The organism is Streptomyces sp. NPDC040589 (assembly GCF_055594445.1).
On record NZ_JBVIWP010000008.1, the window covers coordinates 225,240 to 249,259 of the forward strand.

The window sequence follows — 24,020 nt, forward strand, 5'->3', positions numbered from 1 at the left end:
CCTCCCTCTTCGTCGTCCCTCCCCTTCCCCGAGGTGCTCACGTCATGACCCAGCCGCCGCCCCCGCCGCCCCAGCAGCCCCCGCCCGGTGGCGGCTTCGGGCCGCCCCAGGACCAGTCCCCGCAGCCGGGGTACGGCTATCCGCAGGCTCCCCCGACGCCCCCGCCGACGGCTCCGCAGACGCCGCCCCAGCCGCCGCAGGCCCCGCAGGGTCCGCCGCCCGGTTACGGCTACCCCGGTCAGCAGCCGCAGGCGCCCTACGGTCAGCCGGGTCAGCCGGGTCAGCCGGGTCAGCCGGGCTACGGACAGCCCGGTTACGGCTATCCGCAGGGGACCATGCCGCTCCAGCCGCAGCCCGGACAGCCCGGATACCCGGGACAGCCCGGCGGCGGCAAGAAGTTCAACGCGCAGCTGGTGATCATCGTCGCGGCGGTCGTGGCGATCGCCCTGATCATCGGCGGCGGCGTCTGGTACTCCTCGTCCAAGGACGACGGCAAGAAGGACGACACCGCCAGCTCCGGCGGCAGCACCGGCGGCACGGACGACGACAACGGCGGCACCACCTCCGGCGGCAAGGAGAAGGCACCGTCCGACCCCGGCGCCAAGGTCCTCTTCCAGGTCCCGGCGCCCGAGGTGAAGAACGACAGCACGGTCGTCGTCTCCGGCTCGTGGCTCACCGACAAGACGTACGCCAAGAGCGGCATCGCCCAGATCGTCGGCTACGACCGCGACACGGGCGGCAAGCAGTGGACGATCCCGCTGGACGGCCCCGTCTGCCAGGCCAGCCGCCATGTCACCGACGACAACAAGACGGCGATCCTCTACCAGCCCGCGATGCCGACCAAGGCCGACCCCTCGCACGGGTGCAGCCAGGTCGCTGTGATCGATCTCGACGCGGGCAAGGAGCTGTGGAGCAAGACCGTCAAGACCGGTGACCAGCTGATCAGTTTCGACAACGTCACGGTCAGCGGCAACACCGTCGCCGTCGGCAGCAGCAGCGGCGGCGCCGCCTTCGACATCTCCGGCAAGCCGCTGTGGAGCCCGAAGCCGAGCGACTCCTGCTACGACGCCGGGTACGGCGGCGGCGAGAAGCTGGTCGCGGTGCGCAAGTGCGGCTCGTACGAGCAGCGGCAGCTGCACATCCAGACCATCGACCCGAAGTCCGGGAAGGTGATCTCGGAGTACAAGATGGCCGAGGGCATCGAGTACGCCAGCGTCGTGTCGACCAACCCGCTCGTGGTGGCCGCCGACGTCGGCGACTCCGCGGGCGACGGCAGCGGCATCTCGGACTTCTTCTCCATCGACAACAAGACCGGCAAGCTGCGCACGCGCATCTCGGCGCCGGGCGAGCAGTTCGCGGCGCGCTGCGAGGGCATCACCCGCATCGAGTACTGCAACCAGCTGGCCGTCGGCGGCGACCGGCTGTACATCCCGACCGAGGAGCACGACGGCAAGGGCGAGTACAGCCAGACCAACGAGATCGTCGCCTTCGACCTCGCCACCGGCAAGCAGACCGGGCAGCGGGCCGACGCGGGTGACGGCTACACGATCTCGCCGCTGCGCATGGACGGCGGCAACCTGATCGCGTACAAGCGGCCGCCGTACGACAAGGGCGGGCAGATCGTGAGCATCGACGGGGGCAGCTTCAAGGAGACGAAGCTGCTGGAGAACCCCGCGTCGGAGCAGGTGCGCGATGTGGAGAGCAGCATGTCGCCGGACTACTCGGAGTTCCTGTACGCCGAGGGGCACCTGTACATGTCGAAGGTGTACGCGAGCAAGCGCTCTTCCACGGGTGACAAGGAGTACCTGGCGGTCGGGTTCGGTACGGGCTGATCGTCCGATGATCATCTGGTGATCGACTGAGGTTCCTTTCGGTCCCGTCCCTGTTCAGGGGCGGGACCGTTCGCGTTTGGCTCAGTCAACCTCGAATGAGAGGAATTTCGGCGATCCGGGGCGATTCTCGCGGGTAGGGGAGCGCAACGTCGAACAAGCGTGTAGCTTCCGGGGGCATGAAGGCGGGGGAGCCGGGGGGCTTCCATTGGGGGGACTGGGGTGACTGGGGGGTTGCTCGATGGGAGTGCGGCTCATGGTGGTCGACGACCACCGATTGCTGGCCGAGGCGCTGGCCTCCGCGCTGAAGCTGCGGGGGCACCGGGTGCTCGCCGCGGCGGCGCCGGCCGCGGGGGCGGCGGAGCTGGTGATCACACGCGCGCCGGAGGTGTGCCTGCTGGGCACGGCCACGCCGGCGGAGCCGGGGATCTTCGATCCGGTGGTGCGGATCAAGCGGGAGCGGCCGCAGGTGGCGGTGCTGGTGCTGGGTCCTGTGCCCAGCCCGCGGGGGATCGCGGCGGCGTTCGCGGCCGGGGCGGCCGGATACGTCCGGCATGACGAGCGGATAGAGGGCGTCGAGCGGGCGATCATGAAGGCCCGGGCGGGCGAGGCGGCGGTGGCGCCCCAGCTTCTGCAGGGCGCGTTCAGCGAGTTGCTGAACCCTGCGGCCCAACCGGACGACGAGGGCCAGCGGTTGCTCCAGATGCTCACGCCGAGAGAGGTGGAGGTCCTGGTCCGCGTCGCCGACGGTGAGGACACCCGCCTCATCGCGGCGGGCATGGGCATCGCGCCGTCCACTGCCCGTACGCATGTCCAGCGGGTGCTGATGAAGCTGGGCGTCGGTTCACGGCTGGAAGCAGCGGCACTGGCGGCGCGGACGGGGTTGCTGGACCGGGCGGGGCCGGTGTCGCGGCCGGGGCCGGAGGCCTGAGACCCGGCTGTACGCCGTACGTTGCGGTGTGGGTCGGTTTCTGGTCGATCTCAGCCCTAGAGTGGTGGACCTGACCTGGTCAGAGGTCGGTGTCGCGCACGAGGCCGCCGGGTAGCGGGACGCGGTCAGCCGCGTAATCGCACGCGACAAACCCGGCGACGTCGGCGATCATCCCCGGGATACTGGTCGCCCATGGATGAGGTGAAAGTCGTTGTCGCCCATTCCGAGCGCGCGACTCTGCGCGTCGGTGACGTGTTCTTGAAGGTGGACGCCGATCAGGCGCGCATCGACGTCGAGGTCGAGGCGATGGCCCTCGCGCCGGTCCCGACCCCGGAGGTCCTGTGGCGCAAGCCGCCCGTGCTCGCGATCGCCGCACTCCCGGGGACGACGCTTGGGCGCCTCGGCGGGCCGTCGACCGGGTCGTCGGTGGCGTGGGCCGCGGCGGGCGCCGCCATCCGGAAGCTGCATGATGCGCCGCTGCCGCCCCGGCCCGGCCGGGCCGGCCGGAGCATCGTCGCGCTGGCGGCGGAACTCGACGACGAGTGCGAGTTGCTCGTGACGAACGGTGTCCTGCCCGCTGACCTGGTCACCCGCAACCGCCAGGTCGCCGAGGCCGCGCTCCGGCCGTGGCCTCCGGCGTTCACTCACGGCGACCTGCAGATCGCGCACGTCTTCGTCGACGGCGACGAGATCACTGGCATCATCGACTGGTCCGAGGCGGGCCAGGGTGATGCCCTGTACGACCTCGCCACCTTCACGCTCGGACACGAGGAGTACCTCGACGATGTCGTCGCCGGCTATGGCACCGACATCGACCTCGACGTGATCCACGCGTGGTGGTCGTTGCGAAGCCTGCTGGCAGTTCGCTGGCTGATCGAGCACGGCTTCGACCCGTTCGCGCCGGGCTGTGAGGTCGACGTGCTGAGATCCCGGATGTGAGGCTGCGCGGGCCCGATTGCTACGAATGCGTTCTGACGCATCGAGCAGGCCACCCCTGGGGCGATCGCCCGCCCTTACTCTCGACAAAGTGCGGTGCGCAGTCGTCGCCAGCAGATGACGGCGCAGCCGAGGGTGACGAACGCGTGGTGGATGTCGTCGCGGATCTCCCAGCGGATGCGCTGGCGGCGGAACCAGTGCAGCAGCGCGTTCTCTCCTTCCACGACCCAGCGGTACACGCCCAGGCCGGAGCCGTGCCCGGTGCCGCGCCGGGCGATGTGCGGGGTGATCTGGAACCGGCGGACCTTGTCCCGGTAGACCTCGTGGTCATAGCCGCGAGCGGGGTGCCGTGCGCCTCGACCATCAGGTGGTGCTTGCAGGTCATCCCCGAGCCGAAGCCCAGCTCCTGGGCAGAAACTCCGGGCGGACCCCGGTGTACAGCACGAACAGGATCCCGCACAGCACCCTGCGACTATCCAGACGCTTACGACCTGGACGCCGCGGATCACGCGGGACGACCGGCAGCAGCGGCTCGATCCGCGCCCACAACTCGTCGTCGATCTCCCACGGTCTGGCAGCGGTCTTCCTCGTCTCGACTGGCTCGTACCCCCCTTCGGCCAGCATCAACGAGAACTGACACACCGTCATTCCCAGAGGTCCAGAAACCTCCTTTTGTCAGGAGTCGTAACAGGCTGAGGAGTCCGGAGTCCGGCCATCTCGGTGGCCGGACGTCGAAAGGAGGGGCATGGGCTACAGCCCGTCGATCTACAAATTCGTCGACGGCGGTGACGTTCCGGTTCCGCCGGACCTGGACGTGGTGCGGGCAGTTCTGGAGCCCTACGACGTCGGGGACCCGCGATTCACCGTGGTCGAGGACGGCAGCCTGCTGGATCCGGGCTTCCGACGGCAGCGAAGCCGAGATCTCGGCCGACGAAACCGGCATCCTGGTGGAGCGCCCTCACGCCGGGGGCGTCTTCGCCATCGTCGCCGAACTGGTTTCCCGGCTGGGAGCGGTCGTCATGGCTCCGAGTGCAGGCCGCATCGTGTGCCGCGAGGAGGAGCGCACTCAGCTCCCTGCGGGCATGCAGGAGGACGCCGTCGTCATCGAGATGACGGGCGAGGCGCTCTCGGCCGCGCTCTTGGGAGCGGCTTCCTGACGTCTCGGTGACGGTCCGGGTGCGGGTGGACTGGCCCGCCAACCCGCCCCCGCCGGCCGTGTGCTGGTGGGGGCGGGTTGCATCGAGCCGCCCCGACGCTCACACGGCCTGACCGTCTGGGCCGCGGTTCGCGCCGGTGTGTCCAGCACCTGACGCCTGACCGCCGCCATCACCGCCGTGCAGACGTCGGCGCCCAGTCGCGCAACCGGGCGCCCGCCCTCACTTCCTCGCTTCATCCCCCGGCACCACATCCGGCGGCGGCGGAGCCGCAGGCCGCAGCTTCAGCCACGCAAGGAAGAACAGACCGAGCAGCAACATCCCCAACCCGGTCCACAGATTGATATTGACGCCCTCCGCCTTGTCGATGTCGGCATCGGACGCCGTGAACCCCGCGATCGTCACGATCACGCCGTACACCACGAACAGCCCACCGATGATGCGCCGGATGTCGAACAGCCGCGCGGCCGTCGCCGACTTGCCCTGCAGCTCGGTGACTTCCCGCTGCACGTCCTTGTCGGAGTAGAACTCGGACATAGGTCAATCCTCCCTCGGTCAGAACGGGAACGGTCGGAACGGGAACGGTCAGAACGAGAACGGGATGTAGCAGGCCGCGGCCAGCACGATCGCACCCCAGCCGAGCAGTGCCGGCTTGCGGTACCAGGCATCGTCCCCGGGCGCCGGCGGCTCCGCCATGCCCGGCGAGGTCGTGCCGTAGACCAGCCCCTGGAGTTCCTCGGCCGGCTTCGGCGCGGTGAAGAGCGACACCGCCACCATGACGACCGCGCCCGCGACGAACCCCGCGATCGCCGAGACAAAGTTGGCGCCCTGGTCGGAGGGGATGTCGACGATGCCCTGCTTATAGAGGACGAAGTAGTTGATCATCGCGGCGCTGGTGCCCACGAGCAGCCCCCAGAAGCCCGACTTCATCGACGCCCGCTTCCAGAACATGCCGATGATGAAGACGACGAACATCGGCACGTTGAAGAAGGAGAACAGCGTCTGGAGGTAGGCCATGATGTTCGAGAAGGACCGCGCCAGGAACGCCGTGCCGATGGAGGCGAAGACGCCGATCGCGGTGATGAGCCGGCCGAAGCGCACGTAGTACTCGTCCTCGCGGCCCCGTACGACGTACTTCGCCCAGATGTCCGTCGTGAACACCGTGTTGAACGACGACACGTTCGCCGCCATGCCTGCCATGAACGCCGCGAGGAGGCCGGTGACGGCGATGCCCAGCACGCCGTTCGGCAGCAGCTGTGCCATGAGGTACGGGATCGCGTCGTTGTACTGCAGGTCCGAGCCGGAGGTACCGATCTTGGGGACCAGGACGGCGGCCACCAGACCCGGGATCATCACCAGGAACACGATGAAGATCTTCGGGAACGCGGCGATGAGGGGTGTGCGCTGCGCCGCCGAGAGGTTCTTGGCGGACAGGGCGCGCTGCACCTCGGCGAAGTTCGTCGTCCAGTAGCCGAAGGAGAGGACGAAGCCGAGGCCCAGGACGATCGTCAGCCAGTTCGCCCCCAGTGGGTTGTCGCTGCCGATGCCCGTACCGCCCCAGGACGTCATGAAGTCGGCGCCGCGGGAGGCGGTGAGGGAGTCGGACAGGCCGTCCCAGCCGCCCACCTTCTTCAGGCCGAGGACCGCGATCGGGATGAGCGCGGCGAGGATGACGAAGAACTGCAGGACCTCGTTGTAGATCGCCGAGGACAGGCCGCCGAGCGTGATGTAGGCGAGGACGAAGAAGCCGGCTACGACGATCGCCACCCACTCCGGCCAGCCCAGCAGCGCCTCGACGACGATGGCCAGGGCGTAGAGGTTGACGCCGGCGATGAGGATCGCGGCGAAGGCGAACAGGATCGAGCTCAGCAGATGCGCCCCCTTGTCGAAGCGCAGCAGCAGGAACTCGGGGACCGAGCGGACCTTGGAGCCGTAGTAGAAGGGCATCATCACCAGGCCCAGGAAGACCATGGCCGGGATGGCGCCGATCCAGTACCAGTGCGTCGTGTAGACGCCGTACTGCGCGCTGTTGGCGGCCATGCCCAGGATCTCGGTGGCGCCCAGGTTGGCGGCGATGAAGGCCAGACCGGTGACCCAGGCGGGCAGGGAACGGCCGGAGAGGAAGAAGTCGAGACTCGTCTTCACCGAGCGGCGGGCGGCGAAGCCGATGCCGAGGACGACGACGAAGTAGATGCCGAGGAGCGAGTAGTCGAGCCAGTTCGTGGGGAGTCGCAGCTCGGCTGACAGATATGTGGGGGTCTGCATGAGCCCTCGCTTCGTTGCGCGAACCGATACGCCGCGGAATCTACGCCTCCGCGTTCAGTCATTGAACACGCCTGTTGGTGCTCTTTGTTTGATTGTGATGTTGACGGCTGGGGGGAGTGATGTTTTTATATGTTGGGTTATGTTTGAAGGATGAGGAGTCCGGCGTGAAGAAGACCTCGACCCGGCTGGCCGACGGTCGCGAGCTCATCTACTACGACCTGCGCGACGACAGCGTGCGCGACGCGGCCGACCGCCGCCCCCTGGACCGCACCGTCACGACGTCCGAGATCCGCCGCGACCCCCTGCTCGGCGACTCCGTCGCCATCGCCTCGCACCGCCAGGGCCGCACCTACCACCCGCCGGCCGACGAATGCCCCCTGTGCCCCTCCGAGGGCGAGAGGCTGAGCGAGATCCCGGACTCGTCGTACGACGTCGTCGTGTTCGAGAACCGCTTCCCCTCGCTGGCCGGGGACTCGGGCCGCTGCGAGGTCGTCTGCTTCACCTCCGACCACGACGTCTCCTTCGCCGGCCTCACCGAGGAGCAGGCGGGCCTGGTGCTGGAGGCATGGACGGACCGTACGTCGGAGCTGTCCCATCTCCCCTCCGTCGAACAGGTCTTCTGCTTCGAGAACCGCGGTGCCGAGATCGGTGTGACCCTCCAGCACCCGCACGGGCAGATCTACGCCTACCCCTTCACCACCCCGCGCACCGCGCTGATGCTCCGCTCCGTCGCGACCCACAAGGAGATGACCGGCGGGGAGAACCTCTTCGACGCGATCCTGGAGCGGGAACTCGCCGACGAGCGGGTCATCCTGGAGGGTGAACACTGGGTGGCATTCGTGCCCTATGCGGCGCACTGGCCGTACGAGGTGCACCTCTACCCCAAGCGCCGGGTGCCCGACCTGCTGGGTCTGGACGAGGACGCGCGCACAGAGTTTCCCAAGATTTATCTGGAACTCTTGAGGCGCTTCGACCGGATCTTCGGTGAGGGCGAGCCTCCGACGCCGTACATCGCGGCCTGGCACCAGGCACCGTTCGGCGCGCTGGAGGAGTTCGACGGGGTCGTGCGTGAGGACTTCGCGCTGCACCTCGAGCTTTTCACCATCCGCCGCACTTCCGGCAAGCTGAAGTTCCTCGCGGGTTCCGAGTCCGGCATGAACGTGTTCATCAACGACGTGCCGCCGGAGCGCGCGGCCGAGCGACTGCGAGAGGTAGCGAGTTCATGAGCGGGAAGTACCTGGTGACGGGCGGTGCGGGCTATGTCGGCGGCGTCGTCGCCCAGCACCTGCTGGAGGCGGGCCACGAGGTCGTCGTCCTGGACAACCTCTCCACCGGCTTCCGTGAAGGCGTCCCGGCGGGCGCGACCTTCATCGAGGGCGACATCCGCGACGCCGCCAAATGGCTGGACTCCTCGTACGACGGCGTCCTGCACTTCGCCGCGTTCTCGCAGGTCGGCGAGTCGGTCGTGAAACCGGAGAAGTACTGGGACAACAACGTCGGCGGCACCATGGCCCTGCTGGCCGCGATGCGCGAGGCGGGCGTGGCCAGGCTCGTCTTCTCCTCCACGGCGGCGACGTACGGCGAACCCGAGCAGGTCCCGATCGTCGAGTCGGCGCCCACCTCCCCGACCAACCCGTACGGCGCCTCGAAGCTCGCCGTCGACCACATGATCACCGGCGAGGCGGCGGCACACGGTCTGGGCGCGGTCTCGCTGCGCTACTTCAACGTGGCGGGCGCCTACGGCGAGCACGGCGAGCGCCACGACCCGGAGTCCCACCTGATCCCGCTGGTCCTCCAGGTCGCGCAGGGCAGGCGCGAGGCGATCTCCGTCTTCGGTGACGACTACCCGACGCCGGACGGCACCTGCGTCCGCGACTACATCCACGTGGCGGACCTGGCGGAGGCCCACCTGCTGGCGTTGCGGGCCGCCACCTCCGGCGAGCACCTCATCTGCAACCTCGGCAACGGCAACGGCTTCTCGGTCCGCGAGGTCATCGAGACGGTCCGCACTGTGACCGGCCACCCGATCCCCGAAGTGGTCGCCCCCCGCCGGGGCGGCGACCCGGCGGTCCTGGTGGCCTCGGCCGCCACGGCCCGCGAGAAGCTGGGCTGGAACCCGTCCCGCGCGGACCTCGCGGGAATCGTCGCGGACGCGTGGGACTTCGCGCAGCGGCGCGGCAACTAGCAGGTCCAAAGGTACGGAAGGGTCAGGGGACAGGCATGAGCGAGGCTGTGGCGCAGACGGTCGCCGCACGGTTCGGCGAGCTGTACGGCGCGGAGCCGCACGGGGTATGGGCGGCACCGGGCCGCGTCAACCTCATCGGCGAGCACACCGACTACAACGACGGCTTCGTCATGCCGTTCGCCCTGCCGCACACGGCGGTGGCGGCGGTGTCACGCCGCGAGGACGGCGTCCTGCGCCTGCACTCGGCGGACGTCGAGGGCGGGGTTGCCGAACTCCGTTTGGACGACCTGTCCCCGGAGTCGGACAAGAACTGGACGGCGTACCCGGCGGGCGTGGTCTGGGCCCTGCGCGAGGCCGGCCACGCGGTCACGGGCGCGGACATCCACCTGTCCTCGACGGTCCCCTCGGGCGCGGGCCTGTCGTCGTCGGCGGCGCTGGAGGTCGTGGTCGCGCTTGCCCTGAACGACCTGTTCTCGCTCGGCCTGCGCGGCTGGCAGCTGGCCCGCCTGTGCCAGCGCGCGGAGAACGTCTACGTCGGCGCCCCCGTCGGCATCATGGACCAGACGGCATCCGCCTGCTGCGAGGCCGGCCACGCCCTCTTCCTCGACACCCGCGACCTCTCCCAGAAGCAGATCCCCTTCGACCTGGCGGCCGAGGGCCTGCGCCTCCTCGCCGTCGACACGCAGGTCAAGCACTCCCACAGCGAGGGCGAGTACGGCAAGCGCCGCGCGGGCTGCGAGAAGGGCGCGGCGCTGCTCGGCGTGAACGCGCTCCGGGACGTCCCTTACGACGATCTGGACGCGGCCCTGTCCCGCCTCGGCGACGAGGAGGAGGTCCGCCGCCTGGTCCGCCACATCGTCACGGAGAACGAGCGCGTCGAACGGGTGGTGTCCCTGCTGGAATCGGGCGACGACACCCGCGCGATCGCCCCGATCCTGGTCGAGGGCCATGCCTCCTTGAGGGACGACTTCCGCATCTCCTGCCCCGAACTCGACCTGGTCGTCGACACGGCCCTCGCCTCCGGCGCCCTCGGCGCCCGCATGACCGGCGGCGGCTTCGGCGGCTCGGCGATCGTCCTCGCGGAGGAGACGGACGTCGACGCCATCACCAAGGCGGTGACGGAAGCCTTCGCGGCTGCGGGCTTCACGGCACCGCGGGTGTTCGAGGCGGTCCCGTCGGCGGGGGCGCGGCGGGTGCGCTGACATCCAGGCGGAGAGCCGGGCGCCTTCTCCCCGAGGGCGCCCGATCTTCTCGCGTGGCTTCAGCGGTTGACGGACTGGATCTCCCGGACCGTCATCGCCTGGGTCGTCTCGAAGGTTCCGTCCGGCAGGTCGCCCTGTGCTCCGCCGGAGCCCTCCCAGGAGATCTGCCATGTGATCGACGCCCTGAGCTGGTACGGCGTGCCGTTCGTGGCCCGCAGATACCGGATGCCACACGGCGGAGTCCGGCTCGCATCGCCCTTGGTGTACGGCGTGCCGATGGAGCCGTCGTCATTGATCGCGCAGTCCCCGGAGGCCGGGTAGGTCTCGGCGTCCTCGGTGCCGGGATTCAGGTGCAGGGCGACGGGCTTGGCCGTGGTCTCCGCCCAGACGCCGGCATCGGGCAGCTCGGCGCGGACCCTGACCTCCTTGAAGGCCGCCTTGTCCAGCCACACCCAGGTCGGCAGGTTCACGGTCGACCTGGCCGCGGGCTTCAGCTCGACCTCGGTCTGCGGGACGTTGATCTTGTCGTACGCGTAGCCGGCGAGGATGTCAGGCGTGGGAGCGTGGTCGTCGTCAGGGAGAGTGTTGGCGTTCTGCCAGAACAGGTTCCGCTCGCATGCGGCGGACTCGGGGTCGTCTTCCCGGTTCTTGTTGATCACCCCGCGCCAGAAATTGCCCTTCTTGCCCAGGTTGTAGTTCTTGTAGCTGAACCCGCTGTCGGTGTTGTCCTGTCCCTTCTCGTAGTGGTCCACCATCAATTCCTCCCCCCAACTGAGCGTGGGGGTGACGGGCACCAGATTCTCGTTGGGGTTCTTCTTCAGACGGTCCACGGCGCTCTTGAGCTGCTGAGACGTCGCCACTGGCTCGTACCAGCACGCCGGGGGCTCCCAGTTGGGGTCCACCGGGGCGAGCGACTTGGTGGAGCCGCCCGAGGTACCGCCGCTGACCTGCTTGACCTTGATACCTGTGGTGGTAGCCGAAGCGGTCAGCGTGGTGCCGGATGCATCGCCGGATGCGTCCCCGAGGACGGCGGCTCGATCTCCTCATCTCCGAGCGCGTACGCCGCTGTGCAGGACAAGACCACAGCGCAGAGTGAGATGGTGACCAGAACACCCGACCTCGCAGCCAACCTCATCGGCTGCATCCCCCCGCTACCACGGTCACGGACGTTGTCTTCCACACGCCCTGCGAGGACTTGTCCAGCCGGGTTCGGTACTGAAGTACCGATTCGGGCTTGTCCGGAGTCTTGACGACCGTTCCGGTCTTGCGGTTCTTCGTGGATGCCTGGCGCTCGTCGACGCAGTAGAAGAGGACGCCGGAGCCGCTGTCGCTGATGAGAGCCTTGGCGTTGAAGGCCGTGACCCTGCCAATGATGTCGTTGTCGTCTTCGACGAACTGTTTGATCCACTTGCGAGCAGATACCTGGGTGGCTTCCGAGCTGTAGAAGGCCACCGCCTCGGAGTCCGGATCCGCGTCTATGACCGCGGCGTACTTCGCCCGGAGTTGCTCACGGCCGTCGTTCAGGATCGCCTGAAGCTTCGGATCACTGTTCGTCCAGCTCTCGAAGTCCGCCTGGAACTCCTTGGACAGCGTGATCTCCGGCCGCTCGGCGCCGCCCGGCGAAGCCACGGCGGAGGGGCTGGCCGACGTCTTGCCGTCGGCGGCGTCCGCACCCTTGATCGGGTCGGAGGGCGAGTCGCCTCCTTCCGACCCGCATGCGGTTGTCAACACGGCCATGGACGCGGTGAGCGCGGCTGCTGCGAGCCGGGCGGGGCGATTCACTCAGGTCTCCCGTTGAGGTGAAGTTAACTCAAGCGAACCAACGCTATCGGAGCTTCCATGCTCCTTTGCCAACGCGGCATTTGCACCGAGCGTCAGGGCCGGCACCTCCGGGACCCCCGGTCCTCGGTGAGATCCCAGGTCTGCCAGGCACCGTCCTCGTTCTTCTTCAGGCCGAGGTTGTAGAAGACGTAGCTGTCGGGCGTGGTCTTGGTGCCCTGCAGCTTGTTCGTCTCGCGGTTCTTGAGGTCCGCCCTGCTCTCGTCGACGCAGGACGTCAGAGCCGCCGATGTGCTCCCGTTGAGGTGGGGGTGAGTCAAACGGACCAACGCTTTCGCCCGACTCGACGAGCTCTGGCCGTCGGCTCAGCCCAGCCTCTTCATCAGCGAGTACTCCGTGATCCCCGGCGGATAGTCCGGGATCACGCACACCACCTCGTACCCCTGCTTCTCGTAGAACCGAGGCGCCTGGAAGTCCCAGGTCTCCAGGCGGGACGAGCGGCAGCCGCGGTCCTTGGAGGCGATTCGTTCCGCCTCGCGGAGCAGGGCGGCGCCTAGGCCCGTGCCCCGGTGGCGTTCGTCGACCCAGAGGTAGGTGACGTGGAGCCAGGTCGCCCAGGTGTAGCCGACGAGGCCGCCGGCCAGAGTGTCGTCCGAGTCGTTCACAGCCCACACGTGCAACGGGACGTCCCTTTCGTCCGGGGTTCCGCGCAGAGCTCGCAGGATCGGAGAGGCGTTTGTGTTCGCTTCCCGCAGGCGCGTGCGGAGCAGATCACGTCGGGCCTTGTCGACTTCTGTCTCAAGACGGAACATGCGGCACACCATAAACGTGCTGGACAGTCAGTTCTGCAAATAACCTTCCGCTCCCGGCCCCCGGCCGTACCCTGATGAACAGCACCGGTGGGGGCCGGTGCCGATCAGGGGGCGAGACAGCCGGGTACGACGCCCGGGGTGGGGGTAGCGGTGTCTGCACGGCGGCGGCCGTGCGGCTGCGGCGACCCCGTCAGGCTGCTGCGGGACGGACAGACAGACAGACGTAGCGGCCGGGCACTCCGGCGTCGTATCCGTGCGGTGTCGTGTTCCGACGATGGGGAATCCCCTGCTCTCAGGAGCCTGGGGAAGGGGGTTACGTGATTCGCATCCGAGTCCTGGTCGTCGACGACCATCGCATCTTCGCGGAGTCACTCGCCGCGGCCCTGGCCGCCGAGCCCGATGTCGACGTCTCCGCGGCCGGCAGCGGTCCCGCCGCGCTGCGCAGCCTGGAGCGGGCGGTCGCCGAGGGGCGGCGCTTCGACGTGCTGCTCGTGGACGCCGATCTGGGCGGCATGGTGCCGGGCATACGGCCCGCGGTGCCGGTGCAGGAGAGCAACGAGGACGGGCTCGTCGACGGGATCTCCCTCGTCACGGGCGTGCGGTCCGCGCAGCCGAACGTACGGATCGTCGTGCTCGCCGAGAAGGACGACCCGCGGCGGGCCGCCCTGGCCCTGCAGGCCGGGGCCTCGGGGTGGGTGGCGAAGGACTGCTCGCTGTCCCGGCTGCTGACCGTCATCCGAGGCGTGCTGCGCGACGAGACCCATCTGCCGCCCGCCCTGCTGACCGGCGTACTGCGGGAACTCACCGCCGCCCGCAAGCACCGCACCGAGAGCGAGCAACTGGTCGAGTCGCTGACGCCGCGGGAGCGGGAAGTGCTGCGGTGCATGGTCGCCGGGCTGGGCCGGAAGGCCGTCGCCGAGCGGCTGTTTCTGTCACCGCACACCGTGCGGACCCATATGCAGAACGTCCTCGGAAAGCTCGGCGTGCATTCCACCCTGGCCGCCGTCGCCCTGGCCCGGCGGGCCGGAGTCGGGCCCGTCGACCTAGCCGGGGATGTTGTCGAACGGGGCGGTCAGCTGGCGTAGCAGCCCCGCCAGTTCGCCGCGCTGGGCCCGGGAGAGCTCCGCGAGGATCGCGCGCTCCTGGTCCAGCAGTCCCGCCAGGGCCTGGTCCGCGCGGTCCCTGCCCTCGTCCGTCAGCCGGACCAGGACGCCTCGGCGGTCGCTGGGGTCGGGGAGGCGTTCCACCAGGTCCTTCTTCGCCAGGCGGTCGATGCGGTTCGTCATCGTGCCCGACGTGACCAGGGTCTGGGTGAGGAGCTGTCCCGGCGAGAGCTGATACGGCGTGCCCGCGCGGCGCAGGGCCGTCAGGACGTCGAACTCCCACGGCTCCAGGCCGTGCTCGGAGAAGGCCAGCCGACGCGCCCGGTCCAGATGCCGGGCCAGTCTGCTCACGCGGCTGAGCACCTCGAGCGGTTCCACGTCGAGGTCCGGGCGCTCCCGGCGCCATGCTGCGACCAGCCGGTCGACCTCGTCCTCCATGGCGATCAGTGTAGTGGTTGTGTCGACGTAGAGTCTCTTGACGTCCATTTTCTTGACGTCGAGATATGTCGATGTCACGGTGGGTGGGCGTCCCTGACGGTCACCACCAGGACATCCGGAGGACTTCATGCCCGCTGCCGCCCCCACCTGGGACCCCGCCCAGTACCTCCGGCACGCCGGCCACCGCGCCCGCCCCTTCGCCGATCTCCTCGCCCGTGTCCCCGAGCCGCCCGGCAGCGCACCCCGCATCGCCGACCTCGGCTGCGGCCCCGGCAACGTCACGCGGGTCCTGGCCGATCGCTGGCCCACCGCCCGGATCACCGGCTACGACAACTCTCCCGAGATGCTCGACAAGGCCCACGTCGATCACCAGGGCCCCACCCCGGGCGGGGGGCGTCTCGACTTCGCCCACGCCGATGTGCGCACCTGGGCGCCGGCCGAGCCGTACGACCTGATCGTCAGCAACGCGACGCTGCAGTGGGTGCCGGGGCACGTCGAGCGGTTCGCCGACTGGGAGGCCGGGCTGAAACCGTCCGGCATCTTCGCCTTCCAGGTGCCCGGGAACTTCGACGCCCCCAGCCACCGGCTCATGCGCGAACTCGCCGGCTCCCCGCGCTGGCGCGACCGGCTCGCCGACACGCTGCGCCACGCCGACGCCGTCCTCACACCCGAGGCCTACCTGGAGCACCTCACGGCCCTCGGCTGCACCGCCGACGTCTGGGAGACGACGTACATCCATCTGCTCCAGGGCGAGGACCCGGTGCTGGACTGGGTGAAGGGGACCGGCCTCAGGCCCGTGCTGACCGCCCTCGCCGACGACCCCGAGGCGCGGGAGGGCTTCGTCACCGAGTACCGGGCCGCCCTGCGTACCGCCTATCCGGCCGGGCCGCAGGGCACCCCGTTCCCGTTCCGCCGGGTTTTCGCGGTGGCCCGGAAACGAGGGTGAGGGAGTGGTTCAGGTGGTGCGGCCGAGGTGGGCGATGAGGATGCGGATCACCTCGTCTTCGATGACGTAGAGGACGCGGTAGTCGCCGACGCGCAGGCGGCGGATGTCCACTCCGTAAGGAACCGTGCCCGCCGGACGAGGGTCGTCGGCGAGCTGGTCGATCCTGTCCAGGACGGCTGCGAGGCCGTGAGGGTCTTCCTTCAGGAACCGCGCCGCGGCGTCGAGGGCGTGCGGCTCGAAGATGATTTCGTAGGTCACTTCTTGTCGAGCCCCAGCCGCCTGCGCACCTCGGCCATGGGGATGCCCTCGCCGAGCGTGCCCTCCGCCTTGCGCCGCTTGTAGTCCGCGACCGCGAGGGCGTCTTCGAGATCCTCTATCACCTGGGGAGACACAAGCAGCGCGGCCACGTGGCCGTGGTCGGTGATGGCGATGGTCTCGCGGCTGTGGGCCGCGCGCCGGACCAGGTCGCCGAGCTGGGAACGGGCGGAGCTGATCGTGATCTCAGTCATGCGCACATGGTGCCACAAGGTTAATGTTGTGAGTGCTTCTGTCAGCTCTTGCGGCGCCCTATCAAGTGCGGCTTCGCCTCTATGCCGTCCAGGCCGTGCCAGGCCAGGTTCACCAGGTGCGCGGCGACCTCGGCCTTCTTCGGCTTGCGGACGTCCAGCCACCACTGGCCGGTCAGGGCGACCATGCCGACCAGGGCCTGGGCGTACAGCGGGGCCAGCTTGGGGTCGAAGCCGCGGCTCTTGAACTCCTTGCCGAGGATGTCCTCGACCTGGGTGGCGATGTCCGAGATCAGGGAGGCGAAGGAACCCGTCGACTGGGGGATGGGGGAGTCCCGGACCAGGATGCGGAAGCCGTCCGTGTACTCCTCGATGTAGTCGAGGAGGGCGAAGGCCGCCTGTTCGCACAGTTCGCGAGGGTGACCGGCCGTGAGTGAACTCGTCACCATGTCCAGCAGGCACCGCATCTCGCGGTCCACGACCACCGCGTACAGCCCCTCCTTGCCGCCGAAGTGCTCGTAGACCACCGGCTTGGAGACCCCGGCCTTCGCCGCGATCTCCTCCACCGAGGTGCCCTCGAACCCCTTCGTCGCGAAGAGGGTGCGACCGATCTCCAGCAGCTGTTGGCGGCGCTCGGCGCCGGTCATCCGCGTGCGACGCACTCGCCGCGGCTTGTCATTGCTGGGGGTGCTGCTCGAGTCGGTCGCCACAGCGACCATCATGCCGCCTCGACGGGTTCCTTCCCGCGCCGGGAGCCGCCTTCCCCGTCGTTACGGCGCGAATCGATACGCGAGCGTGACGGCCAGCGCACGTCGTACGCCCAGCCGGCCATCTCGAACCAGCGGATCAGCCGGGCGGAGGAGTCCAGCTGGCCGCGCATCACCCCGTGCCGTGCCGAGGTGGGGTCGGCGTGGTGCAGGTTGTGCCAGGACTCGCCGCAGGACAGCACCGCCAGCCACCACACGTTGCCCGACCGGTCGCGCGACTTGAAGGGGCGCTTGCCGACCGCGTGGCAGATCGAGTTGATCGACCACGTCACATGGTGCAGCAGGGCCACCCGGACGAGCGACCCCCAGAAGAACGCCGTGAAGGCGCCCCACCAGGACATCGTGACCAGCCCGCCGATCAGCGCAGGGAGGGCCAGGGACACGACCGTCCACAGCACGAACTGGCGGGAGATCGCGCGGAGCGTCTTGTCCTTGATCAGGTCCGGGGCGTACTTCTCCTGCGGCGTCTGCTCCTCGTCGAACATCCATCCGATGTGTGCCCACCACAGGCCCTTCATCAGGGCCGGGACGGTCTCCCCGAAACGCCACGGCGAGTGCGGGTCGCCCTCCGCGTCGGAGAACTTGTGGTGCTTGCGGTGATCGGCCACCCAGCGGACCAGGGGGCCCTCGACCGCCATGGAACCCGCGATGGCCAGCGCGATCTTCAGAGGCCGCTTGGCCTTGAAGGAACCGTGCGTGAAGTGGCGGTGGAAGCCGATCGTGATGCCGTGGCACCCCAGGTAGTAGAAGAAGACCAGCAGACCGAGGTCCAGCCAGCTCACCCCCCAGCCCCACGCCAGCGGCACGGCCGCCAGCAGCGCGAGGAACGGGACGGCGATGAAGAGGAGGAGGGTGATCTGCTCGATGGACCGCTTCTGCTCGCCGCCCAGCGTGGCGGAGGGGGCTGCGGCGTCGGTGGCCTGACCGGGCGCCTCGGGGGCGTCCTCGATCACGTCGGAACTACTGGTCATACGCGTCCCCTGGGGGGTATGAGGAGGGTGAAGGGGGTGCCGGGCCACGGGAACCCCGCAGTGCTTCCTACGGTTCCGTAACCTACGGCATCGTAAGTATGGCAGTGCGCCGCCCGGCGGCAAGAGCCCGAGAGCCTGCGCGTCCCCGCCGACACCTATCCTGGAGTCGGTCGGACAGCGCGGTCCGCTCTGATTTCTTCCCGGATGTCCGGCCCGTATGCGGCGCACGCCGCGCGAGACGCCGTCCGGGTTCCCCTCCCAGACGAGCTTCAACACTGCAAGGAGCCGCACCTGTGAGCAGTGCCGACGACCAGACCACGACGACGAGCAGTGAGCTGCGTGCCGACATCCGCCGGCTGGGTGACCTCCTCGGGGAGACCCTTGTCCGGCAGGAGGGCCCCGAGCTCCTGGAACTCGTCGAGAAGGTCCGCCGCCTCACCCGTGAGGACGGCGAGGCCGCCGCCGAGCTGCTACGCGGCACGGAACTACAGACCGCGGCCAAGCTGGTCCGCGCGTTCTCCACCTATTTCCACCTGGCCAACGTCACCGAGCAGGTCCACCGCGGCCGCGAGCTGCGCAACCGGCGCGCCGCCGAGGGCGGACTGCTCGCCCGTACGGCCGACCGGCTCAAGGACGCCGACCCCGAACACCTGCGCGAGACGGTCCGGAACCTCAATATTCGTCCCGTGTTCACGGCCCACCCGACCGAGGCCGCGCGCCGGTCGGTCCTGAACAAGCTCCGGCGCGTCGCCGCACTCCTCGACACCCCCGTCATCGAGTCCGACCGCCGCCGCCTCGACATCCGGCTCGCCGAGAACATCGACCTCGTCTGGCAGACCGACGAACTGCGCGTCGTCCGCCCCGAGCCCGCCGACGAGGCCCGCAACGCCATCTACTACCTGGACGAACTGCACGCCAACGCCGTCGGCGACGTCCTGGAGGACCTCACCGCCGAGCTGGAGCGCGCCGGGGTCAAGCTCCCCGACGACACCCGCCCGCTCACCTTCGGCACCTGGATCGGCGGCGACCGCGACGGCAACCCCAACGTCACACCCCAGGTGACCTGGGACGTCCTCATCCTCCAGCATGAGCACGGCATCAACGACGCCCTCGAGACGATCGACGAGCTGCGCGGCTTCCTGTCCAACTCCATCCGCTACGCCGGCGCCACCGAGGAACTGCTGACCTCCCTCCAGACCGACCTGGAGAACCTCCCCGAGATCAGCCCCCGCTACAAGCGCCTCAACGCCGAGGAGCCCTACCGGCTCAAGGCCACCTGCATCCGGCAGAAGCTGGAGAACACCAAGAAGCGCCTCGCCAAGGGCACCGCGCACGTCCCGGGCCGCGACTACCTCGGCACCAGCCAGCTCCTCGACGACCTGCGGATCATCCAGAGCTCCCTGCGCGAGCACCGCGGCGGCCTCTTCGCCGACGGCCGCCTCGCCCGCACCATCCGCACGCTGGCCGCCTTCGGCCTCCAGCTCGCCACCATGGACGTACGCGAGCACGCCGACGCCCACCACCACGCCCTCGGCCAGCTCTTCGACCGGCTCGGCGAGGAGTCCTGGCGGTACGCGGACATGCCCCGCGACTACCGCGCCCGGCTGCTCGCCAAGGAACTGCGCTCCCGCCGCCCCCTCGCGCCCACCCCGGCGCCCGTGGACGCGCCCGGCGAGAAGACCTTCGGCGTCTTCCAGACCGTGAAGCGGGCCCTGGAGGTCTTCGGACCCGAGGTCATCGAGTCGTACATCATCTCCATGTGCCAGGGCGCCGACGACGTCTTCGCCGCCGCCGTCCTCGCCCGCGAGGCCGGACTCATCGACCTGCACGCCGGCTGGGCCAAGATCGGCATCGTGCCGCTGCTGGAGACGACGGACGAGCTCAAGGCCGCCGACACCATCCTGGAGGACATGCTCTCCGACCCGTCGTACCGCAGGCTCGTGGCGCTGCGGGGCGACGTCCAGGAGGTCATGCTCGGCTACTCCGACTCCTCCAAGTTCGGCGGCATCACCACCAGCCAGTGGGAGATCCACCGCGCCCAGCGCCGCCTGCGCGACGTCGCCCACCGCTACGGCGTCCGCCTCCGGCTCTTCCACGGCCGCGGCGGCACCGTCGGCCGCGGCGGCGGCCCCACCCACGACGCCATCCTCGCCCAGCCCTGGGGCACCCTGGAGGGCGAGATCAAGGTGACCGAGCAGGGCGAGGTCATCTCCGACAAGTACCTCATCCCGGCCCTGGCCAGGGAGAACCTGGAACTGAGCGTCGCGGCCACCCTGCAGGCATCCGCCCTGCACACCGCCCCCCGCCAGTCGGACGAGGCCCTGGCCCGCTGGGACGCCGCGATGGACGTCGTCTCCGAGGCCGCCGAGGCCGCCTACCGCAGGCTCGTCGAAGACCCCGACCTCCCGGCGTACTTCTTCGCCTCCACGCCCGTCGACCAGCTCGCCGACCTCCACCTCGGCTCCCGCCCCTCACGCCGCCCGGACACCGGCGCCGGCCTCGACGGGCTGCGGGCCATCCCGTGGGTCTTCGGCTGGACCCAGTCACGGCAGATCGTGCCCGGCTGGTTCGGCGTCGGCTCCGGCCTCAAGGCACTGCGCGAGGCCGGCCTGGACACGGTCCTCGACGAGATGCACGGACAGTGGCACTTCTTCCGCAACTTCATCTCCAACGTCGAGATGACCCTGGCCAAGACCGACCTGCGGATCGCCCAGCACTACGTCGACACCCTCGTCCCCGACGAACTCAAGCACGTCTTCGACACCATCAAGGCCGAGCACGAACTGACCGTGCGTGAGGTGCTGCGCGTGACCGGCGAAGAGGAACTCCTCGACGCCGCGCCCGTCCTGAAGCAGACCTTCGCCATCCGCGACGCCTACCTCGACCCGATCTCCTACCTCCAGGTCGCCCTGCTCAAGCGGCAGCGCGACGCCGTCGGCGCCGCCGAACAGCCCGACCCGCTGCTCGCCCGCGCCCTGCTCCTCACCGTCAACGGCGTGGCAGCGGGCCTGCGCAACACCGGCTGAGCCACACAACGAAGGTGCCCCCGGGTTCGTATCCGTACGAACCCGGGGGCACCTCTGCTTCGCCTGACGGCACCTGACCTCACACGGCGAAGAACGCCGCCGTCAGCAGCGCGAACCCCGACAGCGCCAGCACCCACGCCACCCGCGTCCGCAACAACCCGCCCGCCACCACGACCGACGCCAGCAACAGCGCACCACCCAGCGGAATCCACGCGTACAGAATCCCCGCCGGGCCCGAACGGACCGCGTCGTCACTGCCGGGCTTCAGGACCACCGTGTAGGTCCGGCCCCTCTCCACCGCGACCGACTTCGCGATCTCGACCCTCGGCCGCGGCTGCGCACCCTCCGACAACGGCGTGAACACACCCGTGCACGTGTCCGGCCCGCACCGCGTCACATCGACCGTGCCGCGCTCCCGGCCCTTCGTCAGCATCACATGCTGCGCCGTACCCCACGACGCCCACACACCCGAGATCAGGATCAGCGCGGCGACCGTACCCATCGCCGCGAACCGACCGAACCGCAGCACGGCACGAGAGCTCTGGCGAGAGGCGGTGGCGGTGGGGGGCATGGCCGGGATCATTGGCCATACCCACACGGCCGGTCAACTCCCCGGGGTGACAAGTCAGGAGTTGTACGTACTCTGCGCCCGCTCCAGCCCCTCGATCACCAGAGCCTCCACCGCGTCCGACGCCCGGTCCACGAAGTAGTCCAGCTCCTTGCGCTCCGCCGACGAGAAGTCCTTCAGCACGAAGTCCGCCACCGGCATCCGCCCCGGCGGCCGCCCGATCCCGAACCGCACCCGGTGATAATCCGCCCCGAACGCCTTCGTCATCGACTTCAACCCGTTGTGGCCGTTGTCCCCGCCGCCCAGCTTCAGCCGCAACATCCCGTAATCGATGTCCAACTCGTCATGAATCGCCACCACATGGGCGACCGGCACCTTGTAGAAATCCCGCAGCGCGTTCACCGGCCCGCCCGACAGATTCATGTACGACATCGGCTTCGCCAGAATCACCCGACGGTTCGCCGGCCCGGGCGGCCCGATCCGCCCCTCGATCACCTGCGCCTGAGCCTTCCCCGCCCGCTTGAACCTCCCCCCGATGCGATCCGCCAGCAGATCGGCCACCATGAAACCCACGTTGTGCCGGTTCCCCGCGTACTCCGGCCCCGGATTGCCCAGCCCCACGATCAGCCAGGGAGCGGCGGCATCGGTCGTCACGTCCATGTCTCCTTCATACGCGTCGGCCGCTGCTCCGCACGGGAACAGCGGCCGACGAAACGACGACGAAGAGGATCAGGCCTCGGCGGCCTCTTCGCCCTCGGCCTCTTCACCCTCCGGGGCCTCCTCGGCCTGCGCGGCCAGGACCTGAAGGACGACGGTGTCCTCCTCGACGGCCAGCGTCGTGCCCTTCGGCAGCGTGATGTCCTTGGCGAGGATGGAGTCACCGGCGGACAGACCCTCGATGGAGACCGTCACGGACTCCGGGATGTGCGTGGCCTCGGCCTCGACCGGCAGCGCGTTCAGCACGTGCTCCAGCAGGAAGCCACCCGGGGCCAGCTCACCCTCGGTGTGGACGTAGATGTCGACGTTGACCTGCTCGCCACGCTTCACCAGCAGCAGGTCGACGTGCTCCAGGAAGCCCTTCAGCGGGTCACGCTGCACGGCCTTCGGAATCGCCAGCTCCTTGGTCTTGCCGTCGATGTCCAGCGCGATCAGGACGTTCGGCGTACGCAGCGCCATCAGCAGGTCGTGGCCCGGCAGGGTCACGTGCAGCGGGTCCGAACCGTGCCCGTACAGGACACCCGGAACCTTGTCTTCACGACGGATACGGCGCGCGGCACCCTTGCCGAACTCGGTGCGCGTCGCGGCGGAGATCTTCACCTCGGACATAATCACTCCTCGAAGTCAGGTACGGACGTGGTCACCCGGCCACGAACGGCCTGCTACGAAGAGCGCGTCGATAACGGACCACCGATCCCACAACGGGAAACGGCCTCCCTCGCCGAGCAACTGCAGCAGTCTACTCGGCAGGGGAGGCCGCACCCAAAACGATCTACAGGAACTCCGGGAGAGCCCTTACTGCTCGTCGAACAGGCTCGTCACCGAACCGTCCTCGAACACCTCACGCACCGCGCTCGCGATCGTCGGCGCGATCGACAGCACCGAGATCTTGTCCAGGTCCCCGCTCAGCTCACCCGGCGTCGGCAGGGTGTTCGTGAACACGAACTCGCTCACCCGCGAGTTCTTCAGACGGTCCGCCGCCGGACCCGACAGCACACCGTGCGTCGCCGTCACGATCACATCCTCCGCACCGTGCGCGAACAGCGCGTCGGCAGCGGCACAGATCGTCCCACCGGTGTCGATCATGTCGTCCACCAGGACACACACGCGACCCTTCACCTCACCCACGACCTCGTGGACGGTGACCTGGTTCGCGACGTCCTTGTCCCGCCGCTTGTGCACGATCGCCAGCGGCGCGCCCAGCCGGTCGCACCAGCGGTCGGCGACCCGCACCCGGCCCGCGTCCGGAGAGACGACCGTCAGCTTCTCCCGGTCCACCTTCCGGCCCACGTAGTCCGCCAGCAGCGGCAGCGCGAACAGGTGGTCCACCGGACCGTCAAAGAAGCCCTGGATCTGGTCCGTGTGCAGATCGACGGTGAGAATGCGGTCCGCACCCGCCGTCTTCATCATGTCCGCGATCAGACGCGCCGAAATCGGTTCACGTCCGCGGTGCTTCTTGTCCTGCCGCGCGTAACCGTAGAACGGCACGATGACCGTGATGGACCGGGCCGACGCGCGCTTCAGCGCGTCGATCATGATCAACTGCTCCATGATCCACTTGTTGATCGGAGCCGTGTGGCTCTGGATCAGGAAGCAGTCGGCGCCACGCGCCGACTCCTGATAACGCACATAGATCTCACCGTTGGCGAAGTCGAAGGCCTTCGTCGGGACAACCCCGACACCCAGCTGGTGGGCGACCTCCTCGGCAAGCTCGGGGTGGGCGCGGCCGGAGAAGAACATCAACTTCTTCTCGCCGGTCGTCTTGATCCCGGTCACAGCACTGTCTCCTCAGAGGTGTCGCAGCTGGGGTTTCGATCTGGGGTCGAGAGACCTCTCAGCGGGCTCGCGAGAGGGCGTCTCAACTGGTGGGAGTGCGGGTGTGCAC

25 protein-coding genes and 1 pseudogene are annotated in these 24,020 nt (G+C 68.9%); 10 read left to right on the forward strand and 16 right to left on the reverse strand.

The annotated features are described in order from the left end of the window. The first annotated feature begins 44 nt into the window (after positions 1-44). The 3 genes from ACZ58V_RS31070 to ACZ58V_RS31080 all read left to right on the forward strand — a co-directional run bounded on the left by ACZ58V_RS31070 (position 45) and on the right by ACZ58V_RS31080 (position 3,699). Positions 45-1,832, forward strand: a complete 1,788-nt coding sequence (locus tag ACZ58V_RS31070) for an outer membrane protein assembly factor BamB family protein (protein ID WP_471294127.1) — start codon at positions 45-47, stop codon at positions 1,830-1,832. Between the two features lie 238 nt (positions 1,833-2,070). Next, positions 2,071-2,760, forward strand: coding sequence for a helix-turn-helix transcriptional regulator (locus ACZ58V_RS31075; protein ID WP_468197775.1), 690 nt, complete (start codon positions 2,071-2,073; stop codon positions 2,758-2,760). A gap of 192 nt (positions 2,761-2,952) precedes the next feature. Further along, positions 2,953-3,699: a phosphotransferase family protein gene (locus tag ACZ58V_RS31080; RefSeq protein WP_468197772.1), complete on the forward strand. Its 747-nt coding sequence runs from the start codon at positions 2,953-2,955 to the stop codon at positions 3,697-3,699. Positions 3,700-3,773: 74 nt separating this feature from the next. Here the strand turns inward: ACZ58V_RS31080 and ACZ58V_RS31085 are convergent. Next, positions 3,774-4,320 (reverse strand): annotated as a pseudogene (locus ACZ58V_RS31085) (transposase). A gap of 161 nt (positions 4,321-4,481) precedes the next feature. On the opposite strand from ACZ58V_RS31085, the gene ACZ58V_RS31090 reads away from it, so the two are divergent. After that, positions 4,482-4,853, forward strand: coding sequence for a hypothetical protein (locus tag ACZ58V_RS31090; RefSeq protein ID WP_471294131.1), 372 nt, complete (start codon positions 4,482-4,484; stop codon positions 4,851-4,853). Positions 4,854-5,072: 219 nt separating this feature from the next. Here the strand turns inward: ACZ58V_RS31090 and ACZ58V_RS31095 are convergent, their stop codons facing one another. Together ACZ58V_RS31095 and ACZ58V_RS31100 are read right to left on the reverse strand one after the other, a co-directional pair. Continuing rightward, on the reverse strand, positions 5,073-5,387 hold the full coding sequence (locus ACZ58V_RS31095) for a hypothetical protein (protein ID WP_468197770.1): 315 nt from the start codon (positions 5,385-5,387) through the stop codon (positions 5,073-5,075). A 48-nt stretch (positions 5,388-5,435) separates the two neighbouring features. Continuing rightward, positions 5,436-7,115 (reverse strand): sodium:solute symporter family protein, encoded by a 1,680-nt coding sequence (locus ACZ58V_RS31100; protein ID WP_468197768.1) that lies wholly within the window; start codon positions 7,113-7,115, stop codon positions 5,436-5,438. 164 nt (positions 7,116-7,279) lie between these two features. On the opposite strand from ACZ58V_RS31100, the gene galT reads away from it, so the two are divergent. The 3 genes from galT to galK are packed head-to-tail and all read left to right on the forward strand — an operon-like array spanning position 7,280 to position 10,502. Beyond that, complete coding sequence (gene galT, locus ACZ58V_RS31105) at positions 7,280-8,341, forward strand: galactose-1-phosphate uridylyltransferase (RefSeq protein ID WP_468197766.1); 1,062 nt, start codon at positions 7,280-7,282, stop codon at positions 8,339-8,341. Further along, entirely contained in the window at positions 8,338-9,300 is a 963-nt protein-coding gene (gene galE, locus ACZ58V_RS31110) for a UDP-glucose 4-epimerase GalE (protein ID WP_468197764.1), read from the forward strand. Before galT ends, galE begins: the two co-directional genes overlap by 4 nt. Positions 9,301-9,335: 35 nt before the next feature. Then, a complete protein-coding gene (gene galK, locus ACZ58V_RS31115; RefSeq protein WP_471294135.1) occupies positions 9,336-10,502 on the forward strand; it encodes a galactokinase in 1,167 nt (388 codons plus the stop codon). A 59-nt stretch (positions 10,503-10,561) separates the two neighbouring features. Here galK and ACZ58V_RS31120 read toward each other — a convergent pair whose 3' ends face one another. From ACZ58V_RS31120 to ACZ58V_RS31135, 4 genes are all read right to left on the reverse strand, one after another. Further along, a complete protein-coding gene (locus ACZ58V_RS31120) occupies positions 10,562-11,362 on the reverse strand; it encodes a hypothetical protein (protein WP_471294138.1) in 801 nt (266 codons plus the stop codon). Between the two features lie 271 nt (positions 11,363-11,633). Further along, positions 11,634-12,284 (reverse strand): hypothetical protein, encoded by a 651-nt coding sequence (locus ACZ58V_RS31125; protein WP_471294141.1) that lies wholly within the window; start codon positions 12,282-12,284, stop codon positions 11,634-11,636. 92 nt (positions 12,285-12,376) lie between these two features. Next, complete coding sequence (locus ACZ58V_RS31130; RefSeq protein ID WP_471294143.1) at positions 12,377-12,601, reverse strand: hypothetical protein; 225 nt, start codon at positions 12,599-12,601, stop codon at positions 12,377-12,379. 45 nt (positions 12,602-12,646) lie between these two features. Then, complete coding sequence (locus ACZ58V_RS31135) at positions 12,647-13,105, reverse strand: GNAT family N-acetyltransferase (protein WP_471294146.1); 459 nt, start codon at positions 13,103-13,105, stop codon at positions 12,647-12,649. Positions 13,106-13,410: 305 nt separating this feature from the next. On the opposite strand from ACZ58V_RS31135, the gene ACZ58V_RS31140 reads away from it, so the two are divergent. Beyond that, positions 13,411-14,178, forward strand: a complete 768-nt coding sequence (locus ACZ58V_RS31140) for a LuxR C-terminal-related transcriptional regulator (protein ID WP_468197753.1) — start codon at positions 13,411-13,413, stop codon at positions 14,176-14,178. Here the strand turns inward: ACZ58V_RS31140 and tamR are convergent. Next, entirely contained in the window at positions 14,137-14,634 is a 498-nt protein-coding gene (tamR, locus tag ACZ58V_RS31145; RefSeq protein WP_215120920.1) for a MarR family transcriptional regulator TamR, read from the reverse strand. The genes ACZ58V_RS31140 and tamR overlap by 42 nt on opposite strands. Positions 14,635-14,761: 127 nt before the next feature. On the opposite strand from tamR, the gene ACZ58V_RS31150 reads away from it, so the two are divergent. Continuing rightward, positions 14,762-15,580, forward strand: a complete 819-nt coding sequence (locus tag ACZ58V_RS31150) for a trans-aconitate 2-methyltransferase (protein ID WP_471294149.1) — start codon at positions 14,762-14,764, stop codon at positions 15,578-15,580. A 9-nt stretch (positions 15,581-15,589) separates the two neighbouring features. Here the strand turns inward: ACZ58V_RS31150 and ACZ58V_RS31155 are convergent, their stop codons facing one another. Genes ACZ58V_RS31155 through ACZ58V_RS31170 form a run of 4 tightly spaced genes read right to left on the reverse strand, consistent with a single transcriptional unit; the run spans position 15,590 to position 17,824 of the window. After that, positions 15,590-15,838: a type II toxin-antitoxin system RelE family toxin gene (locus tag ACZ58V_RS31155; protein ID WP_468197749.1), complete on the reverse strand. Its 249-nt coding sequence runs from the start codon at positions 15,836-15,838 to the stop codon at positions 15,590-15,592. Next, positions 15,835-16,089: a type II toxin-antitoxin system Phd/YefM family antitoxin gene (locus ACZ58V_RS31160; protein ID WP_468197747.1), complete on the reverse strand. Its 255-nt coding sequence runs from the start codon at positions 16,087-16,089 to the stop codon at positions 15,835-15,837. The genes ACZ58V_RS31155 and ACZ58V_RS31160 overlap by 4 nt, the downstream gene beginning before the upstream one ends. A 41-nt stretch (positions 16,090-16,130) precedes the next feature. Continuing rightward, positions 16,131-16,808 (reverse strand): TetR/AcrR family transcriptional regulator, encoded by a 678-nt coding sequence (locus ACZ58V_RS31165; protein ID WP_184598139.1) that lies wholly within the window; start codon positions 16,806-16,808, stop codon positions 16,131-16,133. Next, on the reverse strand, positions 16,805-17,824 hold the full coding sequence (locus ACZ58V_RS31170) for an acyl-CoA desaturase (protein ID WP_468197744.1): 1,020 nt from the start codon (positions 17,822-17,824) through the stop codon (positions 16,805-16,807). Before ACZ58V_RS31170 ends, ACZ58V_RS31165 begins: the two co-directional genes overlap by 4 nt. A gap of 293 nt (positions 17,825-18,117) precedes the next feature. Here ACZ58V_RS31170 and ppc point away from each other — a divergent pair, with 293 nt between their 5' ends. Beyond that, complete coding sequence (ppc, locus tag ACZ58V_RS31175) at positions 18,118-20,850, forward strand: phosphoenolpyruvate carboxylase (protein WP_468197742.1); 2,733 nt, start codon at positions 18,118-18,120, stop codon at positions 20,848-20,850. Between the two features lie 79 nt (positions 20,851-20,929). Here ppc and ACZ58V_RS31180 read toward each other — a convergent pair whose 3' ends face one another. The 4 genes from ACZ58V_RS31180 to ACZ58V_RS31195 form a co-directional block, all read right to left on the reverse strand. Then, complete coding sequence (locus ACZ58V_RS31180) at positions 20,930-21,433, reverse strand: hypothetical protein (RefSeq protein WP_468197955.1); 504 nt, start codon at positions 21,431-21,433, stop codon at positions 20,930-20,932. A gap of 42 nt (positions 21,434-21,475) precedes the next feature. After that, positions 21,476-22,078, reverse strand: coding sequence for an aminoacyl-tRNA hydrolase (gene pth, locus ACZ58V_RS31185; protein WP_468197740.1), 603 nt, complete (start codon positions 22,076-22,078; stop codon positions 21,476-21,478). A gap of 69 nt (positions 22,079-22,147) precedes the next feature. Continuing rightward, complete coding sequence (locus tag ACZ58V_RS31190) at positions 22,148-22,744, reverse strand: 50S ribosomal protein L25/general stress protein Ctc (protein ID WP_468197738.1); 597 nt, start codon at positions 22,742-22,744, stop codon at positions 22,148-22,150. Positions 22,745-22,930: 186 nt separating this feature from the next. Further along, positions 22,931-23,911 (reverse strand): ribose-phosphate diphosphokinase, encoded by a 981-nt coding sequence (locus ACZ58V_RS31195; protein ID WP_215120928.1) that lies wholly within the window; start codon positions 23,909-23,911, stop codon positions 22,931-22,933. Positions 23,912-24,020 lie beyond the last annotated feature (109 nt).

Coding starts and splice junctions, on each gene's coding strand:
- ACZ58V_RS31070 (WP_471294127.1), top strand. CDS start 45: ATGACCCAGCCGCCGCCCCCGCCGCCCCAGCAGCCCCCGCCCGGTGGC.
- ACZ58V_RS31075 (WP_468197775.1), top strand. CDS start 2,071: ATGGGAGTGCGGCTCATGGTGGTCGACGACCACCGATTGCTGGCCGAG.
- ACZ58V_RS31080 (WP_468197772.1), top strand. CDS start 2,953: ATGGATGAGGTGAAAGTCGTTGTCGCCCATTCCGAGCGCGCGACTCTG.
- ACZ58V_RS31095 (WP_468197770.1), bottom strand. CDS start 5,387: ATGTCCGAGTTCTACTCCGACAAGGACGTGCAGCGGGAAGTCACCGAG.
- ACZ58V_RS31100 (WP_468197768.1), bottom strand. CDS start 7,115: ATGCAGACCCCCACATATCTGTCAGCCGAGCTGCGACTCCCCACGAAC.
- galE (WP_468197764.1), top strand. CDS start 8,338: ATGAGCGGGAAGTACCTGGTGACGGGCGGTGCGGGCTATGTCGGCGGC.
- galK (WP_471294135.1), top strand. CDS start 9,336: ATGAGCGAGGCTGTGGCGCAGACGGTCGCCGCACGGTTCGGCGAGCTG.
- ACZ58V_RS31135 (WP_471294146.1), bottom strand. CDS start 13,105: ATGGTGTGCCGCATGTTCCGTCTTGAGACAGAAGTCGACAAGGCCCGA.
- tamR (WP_215120920.1), bottom strand. CDS start 14,634: ATGGAGGACGAGGTCGACCGGCTGGTCGCAGCATGGCGCCGGGAGCGC.
- ACZ58V_RS31150 (WP_471294149.1), top strand. CDS start 14,762: ATGCCCGCTGCCGCCCCCACCTGGGACCCCGCCCAGTACCTCCGGCAC.
- ACZ58V_RS31160 (WP_468197747.1), bottom strand. CDS start 16,089: ATGACTGAGATCACGATCAGCTCCGCCCGTTCCCAGCTCGGCGACCTG.
- ACZ58V_RS31165 (WP_184598139.1), bottom strand. CDS start 16,808: ATGATGGTCGCTGTGGCGACCGACTCGAGCAGCACCCCCAGCAATGAC.
- ACZ58V_RS31170 (WP_468197744.1), bottom strand. CDS start 17,824: ATGACCAGTAGTTCCGACGTGATCGAGGACGCCCCCGAGGCGCCCGGT.
- ACZ58V_RS31180 (WP_468197955.1), bottom strand. CDS start 21,433: ATGATCCCGGCCATGCCCCCCACCGCCACCGCCTCTCGCCAGAGCTCT.
- pth (WP_468197740.1), bottom strand. CDS start 22,078: ATGGACGTGACGACCGATGCCGCCGCTCCCTGGCTGATCGTGGGGCTG.
- ACZ58V_RS31190 (WP_468197738.1), bottom strand. CDS start 22,744: ATGTCCGAGGTGAAGATCTCCGCCGCGACGCGCACCGAGTTCGGCAAG.